The following is a 22,115-nucleotide window of genomic DNA, read 5'->3' as shown; positions in this document are numbered from 1 at the left end:
CAAGGGTGAGGAGAGCGGTGCAGCACGTAACGATCGCCGGCCGGTACCGCCTGGTGGAGTTGGTGGGCCGGGGCGGGATGGGTCGGGTCTGGCGCGCGCGGGACGAGGTGCTGCACCGCGAGGTGGCGGTGAAGGAGGTCCTGCCGCCGCACTGGCTGGCCGAGTCCGAACGCGACGAGCTGCGGCTGCGGACGCTCCGCGAGGCACGGACCGCCGCCCGGCTCAACCATCCCAACGTGGTCCGGCTGTACGACGTCGTCCGGGTCGACGAGCACCCGTGGATCGTGATGGAGTACGTCCCCTCCCGCACGTTGCAGGCCATCCTGGACAGCACCGGCCCGGTCGACCCGGTCCGGGCGGCCGGCATCGGGCGGGCGTTGCTGGCCGCGCTGCGTGCCGCGCACGCCGCCGGGGTGCTGCACCGGGACGTGAAGCCGCAGAACGTGCTGGTGGCGGACGACGGGCGGATCATGCTCACCGACTTCGGACTGGCCACCTTCGACGGCGGGGACGGTCTGACCACCCGACCCGGGTTGGTCCTCGGCTCACCCCAGTTCGTCGCCCCCGAACGCGCGGCCGAGGGGGTGTCCAGCGCGGAGGCGGACCTCTGGTCGCTCGGCGCCACGTTGCACGCCGCCGTGGAGGGCCGCTCGCCGTACGCCCGCAGCACCGCGATGGCCACCCTGGCGGCGCTCGCCACCGAGCCGCCCGACCCCGCGCCGCACGCCGGACCGCTGGCCCCGGTGCTGGCCGGGCTGCTGTGCCGGGACCCTGACCGCCGGATCGGGCACGACGAGGCCGAGCGGCGGCTGCTGGCCGCCGGGCGTCCGTCGTCGACGTCCGACACCGAGCCTCCGACGGTGGTGCTGCCCGCCGCCCGTTCGGCGGCCGGGGCGACGCCACCGCCGCCCTGGCCGGGCACGTCCGACCGGCCCGGCGAGGGTGCGGGGACGTCTCCGCCGGTGCCGGCGGGCGTGCTGAGGGTCGGTGGCGGGCCGCCCGCCCCGGCACCGGCGACTCCGGACGGCGGAGCTTTCGGGCACGGGCCGGAGCCGGCGACCGCGGGACCGGCCCGCGACGTCACGCTGACCCGTACCCTCGCCCAACTTTCCTCCGAACGGCGCTGGGCGCTGGTGGCGACGGCGCTGGGGGTGGCGGCGGCGACCGGGATCGGCACCGCGCTGACCCTCGTCGACCACGACCACTACGCCACGCCCCTGAGGACGCCCGCCAGCGTGTCGCTGCCCGAGGAGCAGCCGACGCCACCCGGGGGCGAGCGCCACCTGCCACCCCCGGACGCGGGGGGACGTCCGGTGGTCCCGCCGCCCTTCCCGTGCCTGCGGCCCTACGCGCTCGGGGACCCGGTCACCGCCGCGCCGGTCGGCGACCACGGCGGCTACCGGCCGCCGTCGGGGTGGGCCTGGCAGACCGGGGAGGGCTGGCGGATCGCCGTCCCGGTCGGCTGGCTCCGCTCCCGGGACGACGGCGCCACCTGCTTCCGCGACCCGGCCAGCCGCCGCACGCTCAGCATCAGCCCGATGACCGCCGATCTGGTCGGCCAGGAGTCGTTCCTGCGGGCGGAGCAACGACGCCTGGTCGACGAGGGCAGGCTGCCCGGGTACGAGGAGCTGCGGCTCGGCGGGGTCGGCGGCCGGGACGTCGGTTGGGAGTGCCGCTGGACGACCCCGTTCGGGGAGCGGGAGCACGCGTTGCGCCTGCTTCCCGGCGAGGAGGCCAGCGGCTGGATCCTGACCTGGAGCGCGGCGGACCGGGACTGGGACGCCGCCGTCGGGCAGCTGACCGTGGTGCGGCAGAGCCTCCGCGACCGCTCCGCCGATGCCGTCCCGCCGACCTGACGCCGCCCCACCGGACGCCACCCTCCGCTGTGGACCGTCCGGGTGATTGCCCCTCGGCCGTGGCTCTGACACAGTGGCGTAGTTTTGTCGATCAAGGGAACTGGGGAGGACGAGGCGACATGATGGGTCCGTCCCACGCGCTGTCCGGCGCGGCGGTGTGGTTGACCGGCTCGTGGGCACTGGACCACTTCGCCGACTACCACCAGTCCCCGCTGGCGCTGGCGGTCGGCACCGCGGTCTGCGCCGGTGGTGCCCTCTTCCCCGACCTCGACCTCTCCGGCAAGGTCACCCGCAACCAGGGTGGCGCGACGGTGGCCCGCACCTTCGGCGTCTTCTCGCTCTTCATCGCCGAGGTGATGGAGAAGATCTCGCTCGGCGTCTACTACGCCACGAAGCTCAGCCGGGATCCGCGCCGCAACAACGGCCACCGCACCCTGACCCACACCCTCCCGTTCACCGCGCTGGTCGGCTGGGGCACCACGGCGCTCTGCACGGCGTACGGCAAGTGGGCCGTGGTGGGCATCCTGTTCTTCATGATCGGGTTGGCGTTGCGCGGCCTCTTCGACCGGTGGGCGGAGCGGGCCGGCTGGGTGATCGTCACCCTCGTCTCGGCCGCCGCCGCCTGGTACACCTTCGCCAACCTGCCCGGCGACCGGGGCTACCCGATGATCGGGCTGGCCGTCGGGGTGGGTTGCTTCACGCACATCCTCGGCGACATGATCACCAAGGCCGGCGTGCCCATCCTCTGGCCCATCCCCATCAAACGTCGGATGTGGATGATGATCGGGCTGCCGAACGGGATCGCGCTGCGTACCGGCAGCAAGGCGGAGGTGGTCGTGCTGCGTACCGCGCTGACCGTGCTGTCGGTGCTCGCCGCGGTGGGCCTGGTGGCGCCGTCGGTGCTGCAACGCTTCAACATCGAGATCTGACGGCGGTCGACCCGCCCGCCCGGCAAGCGCGTACGGGCCGACCGGCCCTGGTGGAACGTCCGGCCGGCGCCGACTACGCGCCGACGCGCTGCGGCGGGACGGTGAGCCCGTAGAGCGCCATCAGCTCCGGGGAGTCCACCCGGCTGCCGTCCGCGACGGAGTCGCAGGAGATGTCGACGATCTGGTTCTTGTGCGCCAGCAGGTACGGCCGGGCGCCGACGTCCGCGCTGGCCAGCGTGGCGATGCCGGACCAGTGCCGGCGACCGAAGAGCATCGGGTACCCGCGCAGCCCGTCGTAGGTGGCGCAGACCAGCACGTCCGGGTACGGCAGCGCGGCGACCCGGCGTACCGCGGCGGGGGTGAGTCCGGGCATGTCGACCGGGACCACCACCACCGCCTCGATCCCCTCGTCGGTGAGCGCGGCCAGGCCGGCCCGGATGGAGGAGCCCACCCCGGTCCCCCAGGCGCGGTTGACCACCACCGTGGCCCGGGTCAGGTCGGCGGTCTCGCGCACCTGGTCGGCGGCTGCGCCCAGGACGACCACGATCTGCTCACAGCCCGCCTCGGTCATCGTGTCGATCATCCGGTCCACCAGTGGCTTCTCCCCCTGGTGCAGGAGGGCTTCCGGGCCACCGATCCGGCGTCCCCCGCCCGCCGCGATGATCATCCCTGCGATCCGGTTCAGCTGCGCCACCTCCGTCGTGAAGACGGACCGAGCAGAGCCGCCCGGTCCGTTACGCACACCGGGCCCAACGAGCGCCCGGGGCGGAGGGTGTCGGGGCAAAAGGGAAATTCGTCCGCTATGCCACGCCTCCCGCTTCCGGGCCGGATGCGGCAGCGACGCCGCGTGGTCCTCAGGCGGCGTCGGCGTAGCACTCCACGATGGACAGGTCGAGCGGGAAGCGGACCGGAGTATCGCCGAAGAGCAGCGCCGAGGCCCGCGCGCCGGACCGGGTGACCGCGTCGGCCACCGCGTCGGCCCGCTCGGCCGGGCAGTGCACCAGCACCTCGTCGTGCTGGAAGAAGACCAGTTCACCACCGATGCCGGCCAGCTCACCGCGGAGCGTGGCGAGCAGCGTGGAGGCCCACTCGGCAGCGGTGGCCTGGATGACGAAGTTGCGGGTGAACCGGCCCCGGGACCGGGCCGCCCTGGCCCGTGGGGACTGCGGATCGGCCCCCGCGTCCGGGTCGGCCCCCGCGTCGTCGCCGTCGGCGAACCCCGCCGTCCCCGGCGGACAGGTGCGACCCAACCAGGAGCGGACCAGCCCACCCGCCTCGCCGGTGCGGGCCGCCGCCTCGACGTAGGCGAAGGCGGTCGGATAGTTGCGTCTGAGCACCGCCAGCGCGGGCACCGCCGCCCCGCCGGTCTGCCCGTACATCGCGCCGAGCAGGGCCACCTTGGCCCGGGCCCGGTCACCGGCGAAGGCGTCCTCGGCGAGGGCCGCGTAGAGGTCACCCGCCGCGCCCGCAGTGGCGAGCCGGGCGTCGCCGGAGACCGCCGCGAGCACCCGCGGCTCCAACTGGCCGGCATCGGCCACCACGAACCGCCAGCCCGGATCGGCCACCACCGCCCGCCGGATCACCTTCGGGATCTGCAGGGCGCCGCCGCCCCGGGTCGCCCAGCGGCCGGAGACCACCCCGCCGGGCACGTACTCCGGCTGGAAGCGGCCGTTACGGACCCAGGCGTCGCGCCAGGCCCGCCCGTGCGCCGTCCAGATCCGGTAGAGCTCCTTGTATTCCAGGACCAGCGGCACCGCCGGGTGGTCGACGCCGCGCAGCACCCAGGCCCGGGTGTTGGGCAGCTCCACCCCGGCCCGGGCGAAGGCCCGCAACAGCTCCGCCGGGGAGTCGGCGTGCACCTGGCGTACGCCGAACGCGTCGGCGATCCGCGCCGCCAGCTCGGCCAGCCGTCGGGGCGGGCCGCCCACCGGGGACGCCTCGCCGAGCAGCTCGGCGAGGATGGCGTCGTGCACGTCGCCCCGCCAGGGCAGGCCCGCCGCCCCCATCTCCACGGCGATCAGCGCGCCCGCCGACTCGGCGGCCACCAGCAGCCGGAACCGGCCGGGCTGCGCGGTCACCGCGACCCGGGCGAGCTGGTCGGCGTACACCTCGGTCAACGCCGCGACGCCGGGGCCCGGCGGCCCGGGCACGGCGTCGAAGAGCGCGCCCTGGCCGTGCCCGGGCGGTGCCGGCGGCCGGGGCGGCGGGTCGGGTGGGACGGCGGCCCCGGTGAGCCGGGCGTACGCGGCGGCGACCGAGCGGGGCTCGCCCCACCGGCCGGCGTGCCCGAGCAGCAGGGCCTCGGTCAGCTCGACGTCGTGGCAGCGGTCCAGCCGGACCCCGGACCGCAGCAGCGCCGGGTAGACCGACGCCCCGGACGCGCACACCCAGCGGGGCCGGACGGCGGCCTCCCGGGCGGCGACGGCCGCGGCGAGATCGACCACCCGCTCGACCGGCCCCGCCGGCCGCCCGTCGGCCCCGAGCGGCTGGAGCTCTCCCCCACCCCGCTCGTCCGCCACCATCGCCACCAGCACGGATGCGATTCTGCCTCGCCCCTGTGACACCCGTGAGGCAGACGACCGGGCACCGGCACGGCCGGCGGAAAACGGGGCGGTGCGGTGGCGGCCGGATCGGTAGCGTGGGCGGGTGCCACCACAGATCCCGCATCCCGACCCCGGAACACCGGACACCAGGGGCCCGATGCGCTACCTGTGGTGGCTGACCCGCTGCCAACCGGGACGGGTGCTGCGGGGCAGCCTGCTCGGCACCGCCTGGATGGTCGGGCTGTCGGCCCGGCCATACCTGATCTCCCGCGCCGTGGACGACGGGCTGCGCACCGGCGACACCCGGGCCCTGGCCCTGTGGGTGGCGGCGATCGTCGCGGCCGGCGTGGGACTGGCGTACCTGGGGACCATGCGGCACCGCACGATGACCTTCATCCGCGAGGACGCGAAGGCCCGCTCGGCCGCCGTGGTGCTGCGCCAACTGTCCCGGCTCGGCGCGGCGCTGCCGCGCCGCACGGCGACCGGCGAGGTGGCCACCGTGGGCGGCACCGACGTCGACCGGACCGGGCAGGTGCTGACGGTGACCGGGCCGGGCGTGGGCGCGGTCGTCGCGTACCTGGTCGTGGCGGTGCTGCTCTGGTCGATCTCACCCCTGCTGGCGCTCTGCGTGCTGGTCGGCGTGCCGGCGGTCGGGCTGGTGGTCGTCCCCCTGCTGCGCCGGCTGGAACGGGCCGAGTCGGTCTACCGGCAGCAGCAGGGCGAGCTCACCGCCCGCTCCGGCGACATCGTGGCCGGCCTGCGGGTGCTCGCCGGGGTGGGCGGCCGGGCCCTGTTCGCCCGCCGGTACGCCGCCCGCTCCCGGGACCTGCTCGCCGAGGGTTACCGGGTCGGCGCGGTGAACAGCTGGATCGACGCGGCGACCGTCGCCCTGCCCGGGCTGTTCCTCGCCGCCGTGGTGTGGCTGGCCGCCCGGATGGCGGCGACCGGAGAGATCACCGTCGGCGAACTGGTCGGCGTGTACGGCTACACGGCGACGCTCGTCGTGCCGGTCTGGTTCCTGCTGGAGGGCGGTCACCAGGTCATCCGGGGACGGGTCGCGGCCCGCCGGATCATCGCCCTGCTCGACGCGCGGCCGGACGGGGTCGGCGGCCCGCCGGATCCGCCCCGCGACCGGGCGACGGACGCCTCGGCGGTGCCCGACGCGCGCCGGCCGGAGGCCGCCGGGCGGCCGACGGCCACGCCGGACCTGACCGCCGACCTGTACGACCCGGCAAGCGGGCTGACCGTCCCCACCGGCCGGTTGACCGCGGTCGCCGCCGCCGACCCGGCCGACGCCACCGCCCTGGCCGACCGACTCGGCCGGTACGTCGTCAGCGACGTCACCTGGGGCGGGGTGCCGCTGACCCGGATCGGGCTCGACGAGGTACGGGCCCGCATCCTGGTCGCCGACCACGACGCGTACCTGTTCGGCGGCACCCTGCGCGAGCTGCTGCGCGGCGGCCGGCCGGGCAGTGACGACGCGCGGATCGTCGCCGCCCTGCACGCCGCGTCGGCCGGGGACGTGCTCGACTCCCTGCCGGACGGCCTCGACACCCGCCTCGACAGCCGGGCCCGGTCCCTGTCGGGTGGGCAACGGCAACGGATCCGGCTGGCCCGGGCGCTGCTCGCCGACCCCGAGGTGCTGATCCTCGTCGACCCGGCCTCCGCGGTGGACGCGCACACCGAGGCCCGCATCGCCGAACGGTTGCGCGCCGGCCGGGCCGGCCGGACCACCCTCGTGCTCACCACCTCGCCGTTGCTGCTCGGCCACGCCGACACCGTCGCCCACCTGCGCGCGGGTCGGGTCGTCAGCGCCGGCGCCCACGTCGACCTGCTCGACACCGACCCGGCGTACCGGAGCCTGGTGGCGCGCGACGACGCCGAGCAGGTGCTGCGGTGAGCGGGCTGCCGGTGGCCGACCGGGCCGCCGTCCGCCGGGCGACCCGGGAGCTGATCGTCCGGGACCGGAACGCCGTCGCCGCCGTGCTGACACTGCACACGGCTGCCACGGTCGCCGGGCTCGCCCCGCCGTGGCTGCTCGGCGCCGTCATCGACCGGGTCGGCGCCGGAGCCGGCGTCGACGCCGTCGACCGGCTCGCCCTGGCCATCGTCGGCGCGGTGCTGGCGCAGGCGCTGTTGTCCCGGTACGCCCAGTACGCCGGCCACCGCTTCGGCGAACGGGCCGTGGCCCGGCTGCGCGAAGACTTCGTCGACCGGACGCTGAACCTGCCCGTCTCCGTCGTCGAACGGGCCGGCGCCGGGGACCTGGCCACCCGCAGCTCGGTCGACGTGTCCACGGTCGGCCTCACCGTCCGCGACGTGGTGCCCACCATGGTCATCGCCTCGGTGCAGCTGGCCCTGCTGTTCGGGGCGATCTTCCTGCTGCACCCGGTGCTCGGGCTGGCGGCGCTGGCCGGGCTGCCGACGATCGCGCTGGTGACCCGCTGGTACCTGCGCCGGGCCAGCCCCGCGTACCTGGCCGAGGGGGCGGCCGCCGCCGAGCTGACCGAGACGCTGACGAGCACCGCCGAGGGCGCCCGTACGGTGGAGGCGTTCCGCCTCGCCGACGAGCGGATCCGGCACGGCACCGCGCGCATCGCTCGGGTGTGGGCCGCCCGGCGGGCCACCCTCACGCTACGGACGGGGTTCTTCTCCGTGGTGGAGGCGAGCTATCCGCTGCCCATCGCCGCCGTGCTGCTTGCCGGCGGGGTGTTGCTCGCCCGGGGCCAGGTCACCCTCGGCGCGGTCGTCGCCGCCGCGCTCTACCTGCAACAGGCGATCGACCCGCTGGACCGGATCCTGCAGTGGACGGAGCAGGCGCAGCGCGGCCTCGCCTCATTCGCCCGGGTGCTCGGGGTCGGCCAGGTCCCGCCGGAGCGGGCCGGCCGGGCCGCCGTGCCGACGGACGAGCGTCTCGTCGTACGCGGCGCGCGGTTCTCCTACGGCGACGGGCCCGACGTGCTGCACGGCATCGACCTGGAGGTACGCCCCGGCGAGCGGCTGGCCGTCGTCGGCCCGTCGGGCGCCGGCAAGTCCACGCTGGCCCGGCTGCTCGCCGGGATCGACGCGCCCCGCCACGGCGTGGTCAGCATCGGCGGCTGCCCGGTCACCGACCTCGACCCGGCCGAGCGCCGCCGCCGGATCGCCCTGGTCACCCAGGAGCACCACGTCTTCATCGGCTCACTGCGCGACAACCTCGCCTTCGCCGCACCGGACGCCACCGACGACCGGATGCGGGCCGCGCTGGCCACCGTGGGCGCCGACTGGTACGCCACACTGCCCGACGGTCTCGACACCCTGCTCGGCGACGGGGCCCGGCAGCTCGCCGCCGCCGAGGCCCAGCAGCTCGCCCTGGCCCGGCTGGTCCTCGCCGACCCGCACACACTGATTCTCGACGAGGCGACCGCCGCTCTCGACCCGACCACCGCCCGGCGTACCGAGCGGGCGCTCGCGGCCCTGCTCACCGGGCGGACCGTCATCGCGATCGCGCACCGGCTGAACACCGCGCACGACGCCGACCGGGTAGCGGTGCTCTCCGACGGCCGGATCACCGAGATCGGCAGCCACGACGAGCTGGTCCGGGCCGGCGGGGCGTACGCCGCCCTCTGGCGCTCCTGGCACCACTGACCTTCGCCGCCTCTGTCCCTCCCCCACCTGGCCCTGCCGCCCCGCGCCGCGTCGGCGCGACCCGCCCGGCCGCATCGAGGGGCCTCGTTCACGGAAAGAGTGGCTGTTCCGCGGGGAACAGCCACTCTTTCTCGGAAACTGCGCGCACGAGATGAGGCGCGGGTGGGGTTACTTCACCGCGCCGGAGGTGAGGCCGGACTGGATCTGGCGTTGGAAGACCGCGTACACGAGGATCATCGGAAGGATGGCGATGGTCAGGGCGGCGAAGAGACCGGACCAGTCGGCCTCGTAGCCGGCGTTGACCGAGATGTCGGCGATGCCCTGGGTGAGCACCCACTTGTCCTTGGCGTTGGAGAGCAGCACCAGCGGCAGCTGGTACTGCGCCCACTGGCCGATGATGTTGAAGATCGCCACGCTGATCAGACCCGGCTTCGCCATCGGGAGCATCACCTGGAAGAACAGCCGGGTGTGCGAGCAGCCGTCGATCATCCCGGCCTCGGCGACCGAGTTCGGCAGCGTCCGGAAGAACGCGGCCAGGAAGAAGATGGTGAACGGCAGCGAGTACGCGATGTAGACCAGGATCACCCCGGTGTGGGTGTCCAGCAGGCCCAGGTTCTTCACCACGAAGAAGAGCGGCACCAGGGCCAGGAAGACCGGGAAGGCCAGCCCCGAGACGAACAGGTAGTAGATCGCCCGGTTGCCCCGGAACTTGTACCGGGCCAGCACGTACGCGGCCATCGAACCGAACAGCATGGTGCCGAAGGTGCTGCACGACACCACGAACACGCTGTTGAGGAAGTACCGGCCGACGTGCGCCTTGGTCCAGGCCCGGCCGAAGTTCTCGAAGCGCAGTTCGGCCGGCAGGGTCCACGGGCTGCTGAAGATCTCGCTGGTGTTCTTGAACGCGGCCAGGAACGTCCAGAGGATCGGCACGATGACGATCACCGCCCAGACGGCGAGCGCCACGTGCCCGAGGCCGGCGAAGAGGCGTACCTCCCGGTGGCGGCCCTTCGCCGGGGCGGCCGGACGGGGCGGTGTGGTGGCCGGAGCCGGCGGCAGCGTCTGCGACGTCATCAGTACTCCACGCTTTCCCGCTTGGTCAGCCGCAGCGTCAACGCCGCGAAGGTGATGGTGAGGAAGAACAGCGCCACACCCATCGCCGAGGCGTAGCCGTACTTCGAGTAGACGAAGGCGTTGCGGTAGATCTCCATCGCCAGCACGGTGGTGGCCCCGTCCGGACCGCCGCTGTCCACCGAGAGGACCGCGACGATGGCGAACGCGTCGAACGCGGCGATGCCGAGGTAGACCCAGGCCACCTGGAGGGTGTCCCAGAGCAGCGGCAGGGTCACCCGGAAGAAGAGGGTCACCCGGGTCGCCCCGTCCATCTCGGCCGCCTCGTAGATCTCGCCCGGGATGGAGGCCATCCCGGCCGAGAAGAGCACCACGTAGAAGCCGACCGCCTGCCAGACCAGCACCGCGATGATCGACCAGAGGGCCAGGTTCGGCCTGATCAGGAAGAGCACCGGGTCGAGGCCCAGCTTCATCAGCACGCCGTTGATCAGGCCGGACTCGTTGGGGCGGTAGACCATCTGGAACAGCACCGCGATGATGGCCACCGCCAGGACCTGGGGGAAGAAGAACACCACCCGGTAGAACTTCGACCCGGCGACCCCCTGCCGCTGCCCGCCCACGCTCCGGCCCCCCACGTTGAGCAGGAAGGCGAAGAAGAGCGCGATGGCGATGGTGATCAGCGGCAGGGCAAGCAGCAGTACGCCGTGGTGCTGGACGGCCTTCCAGAAGCTGCCGTCGTCGAGCAGCCTCCGGTAGTTGTCGAAGCCCACCCACTGCGGGGCCGACAGCCCTCGCCAGTTGGTCATCGAGATCTGGAACGCCTGCGCGTACGGCGCGATGACGAAGACCACGTACAGCGTCACCGGGGCGAAGAGGAACCCGATGACGAACGGATACTTGCCGTGCCGCATGACCCCACGCTCCGATCGGTCAGCGCTTGAACTTGGCGACGGAGCTGTCCTTGGAGATCGCGTCGGCGCGCTTCTGGATCCGCTCGCAGAAGGCGTCCGCGTTGATCCGGCCGAACATCAGCTCGTTGGTGGCGGTCCGCGCCTCCGTGTCGAGCTCCTTGTACCAGCCGTCGAAGTACAGGTTGAACACGTCCTGGCCGGCGGCCTTGAGCGCGCCCTGGGAACTGGCCACACCGGGCGGGAAGGCGAAGCCCTCGCTGCCGGCGGTGACCACGGTCGGGGCCTTGACCACCTCGGTGAAGCCCTTCGCGCCGGCCACCGAGAGCATCTGGCGCATGTACTCCAGGCCGCCGCGCGGGTTCTTCGACTTCGCCGAGACGAAGTAGCCCTCACCGGCGGTGGCCCGCAGCGCGGTGGCCGGCAGCTTGTCCGAGGCGGACAGGCTCGGCACCGGCATCAGCTGGTACTCGAACCCGGCAGGGGTGTCCTTCTTCTGCTCGCCCTCCAGCCAGTCACCGCTGGGGTAGAAGGCCAGCTTGTACTGGTTCTGCCGCAGCTGCACGTCGGTGTGCTTGAGCCCTTCGAAGCTCTTGTCGACGTACTTGGCGCCGATCTCGGCCCACGCCGCGGCGGCCTGCTTGACCGCGTCCTGCTGCCAGGCGCCGTCCTCCAGGTTGTCGATGTTCTTGAGCACGTCGGTGCCGCCGATCTTCGCGGCGTGGGTGAGGATCACGTTCCACTGGTAGTAGGCGGCGTTCGCCCCGGCGTAGCCGTACGGGGTGATGCCCTTGGCCTTGATCTTGTCGAGCAGGGCGGTGAACTCCGACCAGGTCTTCGCCGGGGCCCAGCCGTTGTCCCGGAACAGCTTGCCGGAGTACCAGATGCCGAAGACCGTGGAGACGTAGTAGAGGACGTACGGCTTGCCGTTGAACGAGCCGGCCTCGACGGTGCCGGGGACGACGGTGTCACGGACCTTCTTGTTCGGGTCGTCGACCGACGGGGCGTCCCACAGCTCGGTGAGGTTCATGAGCTGGCCGTCGGCGACCAGCGAGCCGAAGTCGATCAGCTTCTCGCCGGAGTTGTTGACGAACTCCGGCGGGTTGCCCGAGGCGAACCGCGGCTGGAGCACGGTGGAGACCGCCTGGGTGGACTGGTGCTTGATCTCCGCCTTGGGGAACGCCTTCTTGTACAGCGGCTCGTGCACGTCGGTGGCGTACTTCTCGCCGTAGCCGCCGTTGAAGATGACCACCTCCAGCGGGGCGTCGTCCTTGACGCCCAGCGGGTTGGCGGCGCTCTTGGTGCCCTCCTCCGCCTTGGTGGCGCCCTCCTCGGAGCCGCTGGTCGCGCAGGCGCCGAGCAGGCTGACCGCGCCGGTGGCGAGCAGGCCCGCCGCGGCGGTACGACCGAGCAGGGTACGGCGGCTCAGCTCGGCCGGGTTGTCGGGGGTGATCGACATGATGGTCTCTCCTTGTGTGTTCGGGTCAGGCGGTGCGCCGGAGACGTCCGGCGTACCGCGACTCGAGGGCGAGGTTGTGCGCGTCCCCACCGGGGACGTTGGCGGAGAGGTAGATAGGGGGTACCTCCCCGGCCTGGTGGAACCGTCGTACGACCTCCGCGGTCAACAGCTGCGCCAGCAGCGCGGCGGTGACCGAGGAGACCGCACAGACCGCGCCGCCGCCCTCCAGCGGCAGCAGTGCGTCGCCGTACGGCGCGCCGTTGTCCAGCACGACGTCGGCGAGATCGGCGAGCCGGTGACCGGACGGGTGCCGTGGGGCGACCCGCGCGGTGTGGGCGACCGAGGTGACCGCGATCAGCGGGTGTCCGCGTTCCCGGACCAGCAACGCCAGCTCGACCACCGAGCCGTTGATGCCGGACTGGGAGGCGATGAGGAAGACGTCGGCGGGCTGCGCCCCGGCCAGCGGGTAGAGCTCGTGCGCCACGGCCGGGTCGCGTTCCAGCTTCGGGTCGGCGAGCACGTCGCGCGGCGCGTCGCCGTGCAGGACCAGGTCGTGCAGGGTGAGCCGGTTGGTGGGGACCAGCCCGCCGGCCCGGGCGACCAGCTCGGCGGCGAACGCCTCGGAGTGCCCGGCGCCGAAGGCCTGGAGCACCCCGCCGGCCCGCAGGCTGGTCACGATGAGGTCGGCGGCACGACCGATCGCCTCGGTCTGCGAGTCGACCACCCGGTCGAGGACGGGGCGGACGGCCTCGGCGTACCCCTGGGCGCTGATCATGAGGCTCCCTTCGCGGCCTTGTGCCCGTCGACGGCCTGGGCGGTACGCCGGAAGGCCGCGTGGGCGCGGTCGTGGGTGCGCTGCGCCACGGCGATGTAGAGCAGGTCGAGCACGACGAGCTGGGGGTGTCGGGCGGAGAGCGCGTCCGGCCGGAAGGTGGTGGCCTGGCTGGCGGTGAGCAGCACGATGTCGGCCAGTTCGGCCAGCGGGGAGCGGGGGAAGCCGGTCAGCGCCACGGTGGTCGCGCCCCGGCTGCCCGCCTCGGCGAGCATCTCGATGGTTTCCCGGGTCTGCCCGGTGTGCGAGATGCCCAGCGCGACGTCCCCCGTGCCGAGCAGGGCGGCGCTGGCCAGCCCCTCGTGCACGTCGCTCCAGGCCCAGGCGGCCACTCCGATGCGGTGCAGGCTGAACTGCATCTCCTCGCCGACCAGGGCACTGCCGCTGGCGCCGAAGATGTTGACCCGGGCGGCCCCGGCGATGGCGACCGCGGCGCGCTCCACCTCGACGAGGTCGAGCAGGGCGGCGGTGTCGTGCATGGCCCGGGTGTCGGCGGCGATGATCTGGCCGAGCACCCGCTCCAGGGGGTCGCCCGGCTGGATCTCCCGGCCGATGTCGACCGTCCAGCCGGCCGAGCGGGCCCGGCCGGTCTCCGAGGCGATGCCGAGGCGCAGGTCGGCGTAGCCGTCGAAGCCCATCGCCCGGCAGAACCGGGTGATGGTGGCCGGCGAGGTGCCGCTGCGCTCGGCGAGTTCCACGATGGTCGCCCGGGCGGCCGCCTCCGGGTCGCTGAGGACGTGCTCGGCGACCCGGCGCAGCGCCCCGGTCAGCTCTCCCGCACCGGCCCGGACCCTGGCCAGGACCCCGTCGACGCCCCGCCGGTCGACCGTGTCGGCGTCGACCACCGCGGTCCCCGCGGGGGTGTCCACCTCGTGATCCACCATCGGACGCCTTTCGGAAAGACTGTTAACTGTTAGTGGTAAAAGTTCTTACTGAAGGGCCCTCCGTGTCAAGGCCGTGGGCGAAGTTTTCAAACTGTTACCTGGCGCACACGGTCCACCGGAGCCGCCGATCTTGCCCGGCGGGGTACGGCCGACCAGCATGAACAGGTCCGCACCACCGCACCGGGAGGGCCCGTGAGCATGTCCGACACCGTGGTGGTCGGTCTCGACGTCGGAGGCACCTCCACCCGCGCGGTCGCGCTGAGCCTGGCCGGGGAGCGCCTCGGCACCGGTCGGGGCGGCGGCGGCAACCCGACCAGTCACGGGGCCGAGCGGGCCGCCGCCGAACTGCTGACCGCGCTGCGCGGCGCGCTCGCCGGGGTGGACCCGGCCCGGGTCCGCGCCGGGGTGATCGGCCTGGCCGGGGCCGGCCGGCTGCTCGCCGACCCCGCCGGGCGGGCCGCCTTCGATCAGGCGTGGGCGCAGGCCGGGCTGCGCTGCGCGTACGCGGTGCACGGCGACGCCCTCGTCGCGTACGCCTCGGGCACCGCCGCGCCGGACGGCACCGTACTGATCGCCGGCACCGGGGCGATCGCCGCACAGGTCCGCGACCTGCGGCTGGACCGGGTCGCCGACGGGCACGGCTGGCTGCTCGGCGACGCCGGCTCCGGCTTCTGGCTGGGCCGGGAGGCGGTCCGCCGGCTCCTGGCCGACCTGGACCGGGGAACGTCACCCGGCCCGCTGGGCGCGCGGGTGCTCACCGAACTGCTCGGCTCGGTCGAGGTGGCCGACCGGCCCCGGGGCACCGTCGACGCGCTGGTGCAGGCGGTGACCCGACGGCCCCCGGTCGAACTGGCCCGGCTGGCGCCGCTGGTCGTCACGGCGGCCGTCGAGGGCGAGCCGGTGGCGACCGGGCTGATCGACGAGGCCGCCGCTCATCTGGTGGAGAGCGTGTCCCGGATCCGACCGGCCGATGCCGTCGAGCCGATCGTGCTCGGCGGCGGGCTGCTCACCGGGGACACCCCGCTGGCGGCGGCGGTCCGCGCCGAGGCGGAACGGCGCTGGCCGGACGCGCCGGTCCGCACCGCCGGAGACGGTGCCGCCGCTGCCGCCTGGCTCGCCGCCCTGGACCTCCCCGGGGTCACCGACCCGGTGGCCCTGCACGCCCTCCTGGTCCCCCCGACCGCCTGACCCTGGCGCCGCCGGTGGCCCCGTCCTCCGCGCGCTCACATCCCGCCCCGCAGCCCACGACCTGCGGTTCCACGCCCCACGCCCCGCGCCACGTCGCCCGCGCCCCGCGCCACGTCGCCCGTAGCCCGCGGCTCCGCGCCCGACCCGCGTCCGTCAGGGCCTCCCGCCGGAAGCCTCGCGCTCCACGGCCGCACGGCCCGCACGGCCCGCACGGCCGCACGGCCCGCACGGCCGCACGGCCCGCACGGCCGCAAGATCGTGCTCGATCCAGGAAATTGGGGCATCGCGTGCTGAACGAGGGGCCTGTTTCCAGGATCGAGCACGATCTTGCAGGGCCCCACCGGGCAACCCGCGCGGGGCTGATCATTTTCGGACGAGGAGCGGCGTTACTTGAGCTGGCCGGCGGTGAGGCCCGACTGCACCTGTCGCTGGAAGGCGACGTAGACGGCGAGCACCGGCAGCACCGCGATGCTCAGCCCGGCGAAGAGCCGGGCGTAGTCACCGGCGTACCCCTGGCTGACGGAGAGGGCGAAGAGGCCCTGGGCGAGCACCCACTTCGACTCGTCGCCCTGCATCAGCACCTGCGGCAGCAGGAACTGGTTCCAGTGGCTGAGGAAGTTGAAGATCGCGACGCTGATCAGTCCCGGACGGGCCATCGGCAGCATCACCCGGAAGAAGAGCCGGAAGTGGCCGCAGCCGTCAACCATCGCCGCCTCCGCCACCGTGGTCGGCAGGGTGCGGAAGAACGCGGTCAGGAAGAAGACCGTGAACGGCAGCGAGTACGCCGCGTACACCAGGATCAGACCGGTCCAGGTGCCGAAGAGGCCGGCGTTGCGGACCACGAAGAAGAGCGGCACCAGGGCGAGGAAGACCGGGAACATCAGGCCGCCGACGAACAGGTAGTAGACGAACTGCCGGCCGCGGAACTCGTACCGGGCGAAGACGTACGCGGCGGTGGCGCCCGTCAGCATGGTGAGCGACACCGAGCCGGCGACCACGACGAGGCTGTTCAGGAAGTACCGGCCGATGTGCGCCTCGGTCCAGGCCCGGGCCCAGTTGTCCCAGTGCAGGGTCTCCGGCAGCCCCCACGGGTCGGCCAGGATCTCGCCGTTGCTCTTGAACGAACTCAGGAACATCCACACCAGCGGCAGCACGGTCAGCGCGGCCCAGACCAGCAGGAAGCCGTGCGAGAAGGCGTTGGCCACGCCGAGCTCACGGCGTACCGGCCGGTCGGCGGTCCGGGCGGCCGGGGCCGTGACGGCGGCGACGTCGTCCAGAGTGGTCATGAGTACTCGATCCGGTCGCGTCGGCCCAGGCGCAGCGAGAGCACCGCCACCGACAGGGTCAGGAAGAACATCACCACGCCGATCGCCGAGGCGTAGCCGAACTTGGTCTCGCTGCCGAACGCGGTGTCGTACATCCGCACGCCGATCACGTCGGTGGAGAAGTTCGGCCCGCCGTTGGTCATCAACTGCACGAGGATGAAACCGTCGAGGGCGAAGATGGCCAGGTAGACCCAGGCGACCTGGACGGTGTCCCAGAGCAGCGGGAGGGTGACCCGGCGCAGGGTGGTCAGCCGCGACGCCCCGTCGAGCATGACCGCCTCGTAGATCTCCTTCGGTACCGCCGACATCGCCGCGCCGAAGAGCACCACATAGAAGCCGACGTTGCTCCAGACCATCACGGCCAGCACGCACCAGAACGCGGTACGCGGGTCGCCGAGCCAGGTGGGGGAACCGAGCCCGAGGGCGTGCAGCGCGCTGGTGAGCAGGCCCTTGTTCGGGTGGTACACCTCCTTCCACAGCAGCGCGATGATCACCACCGAGAGCACCTGCGGGAAGAAGTAGACGGTGCGGTAGAGCGCGCTGCCCCGTACGCCGGTGACCCCGGCCCGGCCCCGGCGGCCGCCCATGTTGAGCATGGTGGCGAAGAAGAGCCCGAGCAGGATGGTCAGCACCGGCACCAGGGCCAGCAGGATCGCGTTGTTCTTCAGCGCGTTCCAGACGTAGTCGTCGCGCCACAGCGCCCGGAAGTTCGCCAGCCCGACGGAGTCGGCCTCGGCGGAGTAGCCGAGCCAGTCGGTGGTGGAGATCTGGAACGCCTGCAGGTATGGCGAGACGACGAAGACGACGTAGAGCAGCACCGGCGGCACCAGGAAGGTGACGATCAGCGGGTACTTGCCATGTCTCACGGTGGGTCCACCTCCCGGCGGCGGTCGGTGGGGACGGTCGGCCCGCCCCCACCGACCGGTGGTCACGCGGTCCGCTTGTACTTCTTGACCGAACTGTCCTGGGCGATCGAGTCGGCGCCCTTCTGACACTGGTCGAGGAACTCGGCGGGACCGGTCCGGCCGCTGAAGAACTCGCCGCAGGCGGCGTCGACGAGGTTGCGCTCCAGCTTGCGGTAGTAGTTGTTGTAGACCCAGTTGAAGCCGTTGGAGCCGGACGCCTCCAGGGCCTTGATCACGGTGTTCAGCCCGTACGGCAGGTCGATCCCCTCGGTGGCGCCGGCGACCACGGTGAGGCTGGAGACCTTGCGGGTGAAGTCCTGCGCGCCCTTCTTCGACAGCATGACCCGGAAGTACTCCAGGCCACCGGCGAGGTTCTTGGCCTTGGCCGGCACCATGAACGGCTCGCCGGCGGTGCCCCGGATCGCCTCGAACGGCAGCTTGTCGCCGCTGCCGAGGCTCGGGGTGGGCTGGACGGTCATGTCGAAGCCGGCCGGGGTCACGTCCTTCTGCTCGCTCTCCAGCCAGGAGCCACAGGAGATGAAGGCGGCCTTGCCCTGGCACCAGGCGGTCTGCGACTGCTTGTGGTCCAGGCCCGGGGAGCCCTCCAGGATGTAGCGGTCCTTCACGATCTGGTGCCAGGCGTCGGCGGCGGCCTTCATCGCGTCGGACTTCCAGGCGTTCGGCTCCAGGTTGTCGATCGCGGTGGCGACGGAGGGCCCGCCGAACTTGATCGCGGTGGCGATCAGCGGCCAGCTCATGTAGCGCGGGTGCAGGCCCGCGTACGTCCAGGGGGCGATGCCGGCGGCCTTGATCTGCTTGCAGAGCGCGATGTGCTCGTCCCAGGTCTTCGCGTACTGCCAGCCGCGTTCGGCGAAGAGCTTGGTGGAGTGCCAGATGCCGTAGACGGTGTAGGTGTAGTTGAGCACCAGGAACCGGCCGTCGTACGAGCCGACCTCGACCGCGCCGGGCAGCAGGGTGTCCTTGACGGTCTTGCCGGGGATGTCGAGACTGGGGGCGGCGAGCAGGTCACCGAGGTCGGCGACGGCGTTCTGGGAGACCAGGCCGTTGAAGTCGATCTGGCCGGCGCCGGAGTTGTTGACCACGTCCGGCGGGGTGCCGTCGACGAAACGCGGCTGGAGGGTCTTGCTGATCTCCTGGGTGGCGGAGTGCTTGACCTCCGCCTTGGGGTACTTCTCCCGGTACATGGCCTCGTGGGCCTTGGCGTACTCCTCGCCGAAGCCGCCGTTGAAGATCACCACGTCGAGCGGGGCGTCCTCCTTGACGCCCAGCGGGTTCTGCTCGCTCTTGGTGCCCTGGTAGGTGCCGCCGGTGTTCTTGTCGCCGCCACCGCCGGTGGCGCAGCCGGCGAGCAGGCCGGCGGCGGGGGTTGCCAGCAGGCCTGCGGCGGCGGTACGACGCAGGATGTCACGCCTGTCCATCAGCTCTCCTCGGTAGGGGGAATGGGCGGAGCACCGGTGCAGGGGGTGGTGTCCGCCGCGCGAGGCACGGTGATTGTCTTCAGTTCATCTGATGTTGCTGAAGAATTTCTACGGCAGCGGCGCGTGGACTTCAAGACCTCGTGGCCGATCCGTTGTCACCACCGGCCACCCCGCTCTGGCATAGCCTGGGCCCATGCGCCGCCTGGCCCAGCTCGCCGAGCGCACCCCGGCCGGGCGGGAACGCTACGTCGACCTGCTCCGGGGGGTCGCCATCGCCATGGTCGTTCTCGGACACTGGATGGTCACCGCCATCGGGGAGGACGCCACCGGCCGGCCCACCGGGCGGTCCGCCCTGCCCGAGCTGCCCTGGGCGTACCCGCTGACCTGGCTGGCCCAGGTCATGCCGGTGTTCTTCCTGGTGGGCGGGTTCGCCAACGCCGCCTCGCTGACCGCCCGCCGGGCCCGGGGCGGGGACGCGGCCGGCTGGCTGCTGGACCGGGCCGCCCGGCTGCTGCGCCCCACCACCGCACTGCTGCTGGTGCTCGCCGCCGGCGCCACGGTGGCGTCGCTGGCCGGGGTGGACACCAGGCTGGTGCGCACCGTCGTCTGGTTCGCCACCATCCCGCTCTGGTTCCTCGCCGCCTACCTGCTGGTGGTGCCCCTGACCCCGGCCATGTACGCGCTGCACCGGCGCTTCGGCCTGCTCGTGCCCGTCGCGCTGGCGGTCCTCGTCGCGGCCGGGGACGTCGGGCGGGCGAACGGCGCGGCGGCGCTGGCCCTGCCGAACTACCTCTTCGGCTGGCTCGCCGTCCACCAGCTCGGCTTCGCCTGGCACGACGCCCGCACGCCGCGCCCGGACCCGGCCGACGACCACTCCCCCGGGTCCCGACCCGACGGACCGGGGCACGCCGGACCGGGGCACCACCGGCCGGAGAACGACAGCCGGCGGGGTCTGCGGTCGCGGCGGCTGCCGCTGTCCCGGCGGGCCGGTGGGGTGGCGCTGCTCGGCGGGCTGACCGCGACGGTGCTGCTGACCACCGCCGGCCCGTACCCGGTCGCCATGCTCAACGTGCCCGGTGAGCGGCTGGACAACGCCGCCCCGCCCAGCCTGGCCCTGCTCACCCTGACCGTCGCCCAGCTCGGGCTGATCCTGCTGCTGCGCGGCCCGGCCGAACGGTGGCTGCACCGGCCGCGACCGTGGCAGGCGGTGATCGCGGTGAACGCGGTCGTGCTCACCGTCTTCCTCTGGCACCTGACCGCCGCGATCCTGCTGGTCGGCGCGCTCGACGCGGCCGGTCTGCTGCCGACCCCGGCACCCGGGTCGGCGACCTGGCTGGCCTGGCGGCTGCCCTGGGTGCTCCTGCTGACCGTGGTGCTGGCCGTCCTGGTCGCCGTCTTCGGTCCCGTCGAGGCCCGCACCCGCTCCACCCGCCCCGGCCGCGACAGTGCGCGCGGCGACACCGCCGCCCGCCCGGGGAGCGCCGGGCGGTCGACCGCCGTGCGGGGCGCGCTGGCCGCCGTCGCCTTCGCCGCCGTGGTGTACGCCTTGGTGCGCAACGCGCAGACGCCGAGGGCAGCCCCGGAACCCCTCGGGGTGCCGGTGGCCGCCCTGGTGGCGTACCTGGCCGGGGCGGGTGTGCTGCGGCTGCTCAGGTCTGGGTGGGGAAGCCGAGGTTGACCCCGCCGTGGCGCGGGTCGAGCCAGCGGCTGGTGACCACCTTGCCCCGGGTGAAGAAGCGCACCCCGTCCTCGCCGTGGGCGTGCAGGTCGCCGAAGAGGGACGCCTTCCATCCGCCGAACGAGTAGTAGGCCATCGGCACCGGGATCGGCACGTTGATCCCGACCATGCCGACCTCCACCTCGTGCTGGTAGCGCCGGGCGGCGCCGCCGTCGTTGGTGAAGATCGCCGTGCCGTTGCCGTACGGGTTGGCGTTGACCAGCTCGACCGCCTCGTCGTACGAGCCGACCCGGATGACGCTGAGCACCGGACCGAAGATCTCGTCGGTGTAGATCGACATGTCGGGGGTGACGTGGTCGAAGAGGGTCGGCCCGAGCCAGTAGCCGCCCGGCTCGCCGTCCGGGGTGACGTCCCGGCCGTCGACCACGGCGACCGCGCCCGCGGCCACCCCCGCCCGGACGTATCCGCGCACCCGCTCGGCATGCGCGGCGGTGACCAGCGGACCCATGTCGCAGCCGCGCCGGCCGTCGCCGGTGCGCAGCCCGGCCATCCGCCGGGCGATCCTCGCGACCAGGGCGTCGGCGACCGGCTCGACCGCGACCAGCGCGGAGACCGCCATGCACCGCTCCCCCGCCGAGCCGAAGCCAGCGTTGACGGCCGCGTCGGCGGCCAGGTCCAGATCGGCGTCCGGGAGCACCACCATGTGGTTCTTCGCCCCGCCGAGGGCCTGCACCCGCTTGCCGGCCAGCGCGGCGCGCTGGTGCACGTGCCGGGCGACCGGGGTGGAGCCGACGAACGACACCGCCTTGACACCCGGGTGGTCGAGCAGCGCGTCGACGGCCTCGGCGTCGCCGTTGACGACGTTGAGCACCCCGTCGGGCAGTCCCGCCTCGGCGAACCACTCGGCGAGCAGCAGCGCCGCGCTCGGGTCCTTCTCGCTGGGCTTGAGCACCACCGCGTTGCCGCAGGCCACGGCGACCGGCACGAACCACAGCGGCACCATCACCGGGAAGTTGAACGGCGAGATCACCGCGACCACGCCGAGCGGCTGCCGGATGCTGTACGAGTCGACCTCGGTCGAGACGTTCTCGCTGAACCCGCCGCGCAGCGCGGACGGGATGCCGCAGGCGTACTCGATGACCTCCAGGCCGCGCTGCACCTCACCGGCGGCGTCGGCGAGCACCTTGCCGTGCTCGGCGGTGATCACCTCGGCGAGCCGGTCGCGCCGGGCGTTGACCAGTTCGCGGAAGGCGAAGAGCACCGCCGTCCGCCGGGTCAGGGAGGCGTCCCGCCAGCCGCGCGCCGCCCGCTCGGCGGCCTGCACCGCCGCCGCGACGTCCGCGGCGCAGGCCAGCTCCACCTGACCGGTACGCCGCCCGGTGGCCGGGTCGAAGACGTCACCGCGCCGCTGCGACGACCCGGAGACCCGCTTGCCGTCGACGAAGTGCCCGATGACCGTCACGTCGTCCAC

Annotated in this window: 17 protein-coding genes; 6 read left to right on the top strand and 11 right to left on the bottom strand. The window is 73.2% G+C overall.

What is annotated here, in order from left to right:
* Positions 1 to 17: 17 nt before the first annotated feature.
* Together GA0070560_RS24470 and GA0070560_RS24465 are read left to right on the top strand one after the other, a co-directional pair.
* Complete coding sequence (locus GA0070560_RS24470; RefSeq protein WP_139131587.1) at positions 18 to 1,856, top strand: serine/threonine-protein kinase; 1,839 nt, start codon at positions 18 to 20, stop codon at positions 1,854 to 1,856.
* A 119-nt stretch (positions 1,857 to 1,975) separates the two neighbouring features.
* Positions 1,976 to 2,785, top strand: coding sequence for a metal-dependent hydrolase (locus tag GA0070560_RS24465; RefSeq protein ID WP_091301890.1), 810 nt, complete (start codon positions 1,976 to 1,978; stop codon positions 2,783 to 2,785).
* 73 nt (positions 2,786 to 2,858) lie between these two features.
* Here GA0070560_RS24465 and GA0070560_RS24460 read toward each other — a convergent pair whose 3' ends face one another.
* Together GA0070560_RS24460 and GA0070560_RS24455 are read right to left on the bottom strand one after the other, a co-directional pair.
* Positions 2,859 to 3,452 (bottom strand): nucleotidyltransferase family protein, encoded by a 594-nt coding sequence (locus GA0070560_RS24460; protein WP_091301918.1) that lies wholly within the window; start codon positions 3,450 to 3,452, stop codon positions 2,859 to 2,861.
* A 187-nt stretch (positions 3,453 to 3,639) separates the two neighbouring features.
* The gene (locus GA0070560_RS24455; RefSeq protein WP_091301916.1) at positions 3,640 to 5,307 is read right to left on the bottom strand and encodes a bifunctional 3'-5' exonuclease/DNA polymerase; all 1,668 of its coding nucleotides are present in this window, start codon (positions 5,305 to 5,307) and stop codon (positions 3,640 to 3,642) included.
* Positions 5,308 to 5,485: 178 nt separating this feature from the next.
* On the opposite strand from GA0070560_RS24455, the gene GA0070560_RS24450 reads away from it, so the two are divergent.
* On the top strand, positions 5,486 to 7,228 hold the full coding sequence (locus tag GA0070560_RS24450; RefSeq protein ID WP_091301888.1) for an ABC transporter ATP-binding protein: 1,743 nt from the start codon (positions 5,486 to 5,488) through the stop codon (positions 7,226 to 7,228).
* A complete protein-coding gene (locus GA0070560_RS24445) occupies positions 7,225 to 8,955 on the top strand; it encodes an ABC transporter ATP-binding protein (protein ID WP_091301886.1) in 1,731 nt (576 codons plus the stop codon). The genes GA0070560_RS24450 and GA0070560_RS24445 overlap by 4 nt, the downstream gene beginning before the upstream one ends.
* Positions 8,956 to 9,123: 168 nt before the next feature.
* Here the strand turns inward: GA0070560_RS24445 and GA0070560_RS24440 are convergent, their stop codons facing one another.
* From GA0070560_RS24440 to GA0070560_RS24420, 5 genes are read right to left on the bottom strand one after another with little or no spacing between them, the layout of a single operon-like run.
* Positions 9,124 to 10,029 (bottom strand): carbohydrate ABC transporter permease, encoded by a 906-nt coding sequence (locus tag GA0070560_RS24440; RefSeq protein ID WP_170839567.1) that lies wholly within the window; start codon positions 10,027 to 10,029, stop codon positions 9,124 to 9,126.
* Positions 10,029 to 10,937 carry a carbohydrate ABC transporter permease gene (locus GA0070560_RS24435; protein WP_088975040.1) on the bottom strand — a complete coding sequence of 303 codons (909 nt, stop codon included), beginning with the start codon at positions 10,935 to 10,937 and terminating at the stop codon, positions 10,029 to 10,031. The genes GA0070560_RS24440 and GA0070560_RS24435 overlap by 1 nt, the downstream gene beginning before the upstream one ends.
* Before the next feature lie 19 nt (positions 10,938 to 10,956).
* On the bottom strand, positions 10,957 to 12,393 hold the full coding sequence (gene ngcE / locus GA0070560_RS24430) for an N-acetylglucosamine/diacetylchitobiose ABC transporter substrate-binding protein (RefSeq protein ID WP_091301885.1): 1,437 nt from the start codon (positions 12,391 to 12,393) through the stop codon (positions 10,957 to 10,959).
* 25 nt (positions 12,394 to 12,418) lie between these two features.
* The gene (locus tag GA0070560_RS24425) at positions 12,419 to 13,168 is read right to left on the bottom strand and encodes a sugar isomerase domain-containing protein (RefSeq protein ID WP_091301883.1); all 750 of its coding nucleotides are present in this window, start codon (positions 13,166 to 13,168) and stop codon (positions 12,419 to 12,421) included.
* The gene (locus GA0070560_RS24420) at positions 13,165 to 14,109 is read right to left on the bottom strand and encodes a MurR/RpiR family transcriptional regulator (protein WP_091301881.1); all 945 of its coding nucleotides are present in this window, start codon (positions 14,107 to 14,109) and stop codon (positions 13,165 to 13,167) included. The genes GA0070560_RS24425 and GA0070560_RS24420 overlap by 4 nt, the downstream gene beginning before the upstream one ends.
* 198 nt (positions 14,110 to 14,307) lie before the next feature.
* Between GA0070560_RS24420 and GA0070560_RS24415 the strand changes: the two genes are divergently transcribed.
* Positions 14,308 to 15,297, top strand: coding sequence for an N-acetylglucosamine kinase (locus GA0070560_RS24415; protein ID WP_091301880.1), 990 nt, complete (start codon positions 14,308 to 14,310; stop codon positions 15,295 to 15,297).
* Between the two features lie 386 nt (positions 15,298 to 15,683).
* On the opposite strand, the gene GA0070560_RS24410 is transcribed toward GA0070560_RS24415, so the two are convergent.
* From GA0070560_RS24410 to ngcE (GA0070560_RS24400), 3 genes are all read right to left on the bottom strand, one after another.
* Positions 15,684 to 16,583: a carbohydrate ABC transporter permease gene (locus GA0070560_RS24410; protein ID WP_091301878.1), complete on the bottom strand. Its 900-nt coding sequence runs from the start codon at positions 16,581 to 16,583 to the stop codon at positions 15,684 to 15,686.
* On the bottom strand, positions 16,580 to 17,488 hold the full coding sequence (locus GA0070560_RS24405) for a carbohydrate ABC transporter permease (protein ID WP_091301876.1): 909 nt from the start codon (positions 17,486 to 17,488) through the stop codon (positions 16,580 to 16,582). Before GA0070560_RS24405 ends, GA0070560_RS24410 begins: the two co-directional genes overlap by 4 nt.
* 62 nt (positions 17,489 to 17,550) lie before the next feature.
* Positions 17,551 to 18,966, bottom strand: coding sequence for an N-acetylglucosamine/diacetylchitobiose ABC transporter substrate-binding protein (gene ngcE, locus GA0070560_RS24400; RefSeq protein ID WP_091301874.1), 1,416 nt, complete (start codon positions 18,964 to 18,966; stop codon positions 17,551 to 17,553).
* A gap of 193 nt (positions 18,967 to 19,159) precedes the next feature.
* Here ngcE (GA0070560_RS24400) and GA0070560_RS24395 point away from each other — a divergent pair, with 193 nt between their 5' ends.
* Entirely contained in the window at positions 19,160 to 20,644 is a 1,485-nt protein-coding gene (locus GA0070560_RS24395) for an acyltransferase family protein (protein WP_091301872.1), read from the top strand.
* Here GA0070560_RS24395 and GA0070560_RS24390 read toward each other — a convergent pair.
* Positions 20,616 to 22,106 (bottom strand): CoA-acylating methylmalonate-semialdehyde dehydrogenase, encoded by a 1,491-nt coding sequence (locus GA0070560_RS24390; protein WP_091301911.1) that lies wholly within the window; start codon positions 22,104 to 22,106, stop codon positions 20,616 to 20,618. The two genes, GA0070560_RS24395 and GA0070560_RS24390, sit on opposite strands and share 29 nt — an antisense overlap.
* Positions 22,107 to 22,115: the final 9 nt, after the last annotated feature.

The organism is Micromonospora halophytica, assembly GCF_900090245.1.
Classification (GTDB): Bacteria; Actinomycetota; Actinomycetes; order Mycobacteriales; family Micromonosporaceae; genus Micromonospora; species Micromonospora halophytica.
This window is presented reverse-complemented; position numbering and strand designations above follow the sequence as displayed.

Coding starts and splice junctions, on each gene's coding strand:
- GA0070560_RS24465 (WP_091301890.1), top strand. CDS start 1,976: ATGATGGGTCCGTCCCACGCGCTGTCCGGCGCGGCGGTGTGGTTGACC.
- GA0070560_RS24460 (WP_091301918.1), bottom strand. CDS start 3,452: ATGATCATCGCGGCGGGCGGGGGACGCCGGATCGGTGGCCCGGAAGCC.
- GA0070560_RS24455 (WP_091301916.1), bottom strand. CDS start 5,307: ATGGTGGCGGACGAGCGGGGTGGGGGAGAGCTCCAGCCGCTCGGGGCC.
- GA0070560_RS24450 (WP_091301888.1), top strand. CDS start 5,486: ATGCGCTACCTGTGGTGGCTGACCCGCTGCCAACCGGGACGGGTGCTG.
- GA0070560_RS24440 (WP_170839567.1), bottom strand. CDS start 10,029: ATGACGTCGCAGACGCTGCCGCCGGCTCCGGCCACCACACCGCCCCGT.
- GA0070560_RS24435 (WP_088975040.1), bottom strand. CDS start 10,937: ATGCGGCACGGCAAGTATCCGTTCGTCATCGGGTTCCTCTTCGCCCCG.
- ngcE (WP_091301885.1), bottom strand. CDS start 12,393: ATGTCGATCACCCCCGACAACCCGGCCGAGCTGAGCCGCCGTACCCTG.
- GA0070560_RS24425 (WP_091301883.1), bottom strand. CDS start 13,168: ATGATCAGCGCCCAGGGGTACGCCGAGGCCGTCCGCCCCGTCCTCGAC.
- GA0070560_RS24420 (WP_091301881.1), bottom strand. CDS start 14,109: ATGGTGGATCACGAGGTGGACACCCCCGCGGGGACCGCGGTGGTCGAC.
- GA0070560_RS24415 (WP_091301880.1), top strand. CDS start 14,308: ATGTCCGACACCGTGGTGGTCGGTCTCGACGTCGGAGGCACCTCCACC.
- GA0070560_RS24410 (WP_091301878.1), bottom strand. CDS start 16,583: ATGACCACTCTGGACGACGTCGCCGCCGTCACGGCCCCGGCCGCCCGG.
- ngcE (WP_091301874.1), bottom strand. CDS start 18,966: ATGGACAGGCGTGACATCCTGCGTCGTACCGCCGCCGCAGGCCTGCTG.
- GA0070560_RS24395 (WP_091301872.1), top strand. CDS start 19,160: ATGCGCCGCCTGGCCCAGCTCGCCGAGCGCACCCCGGCCGGGCGGGAA.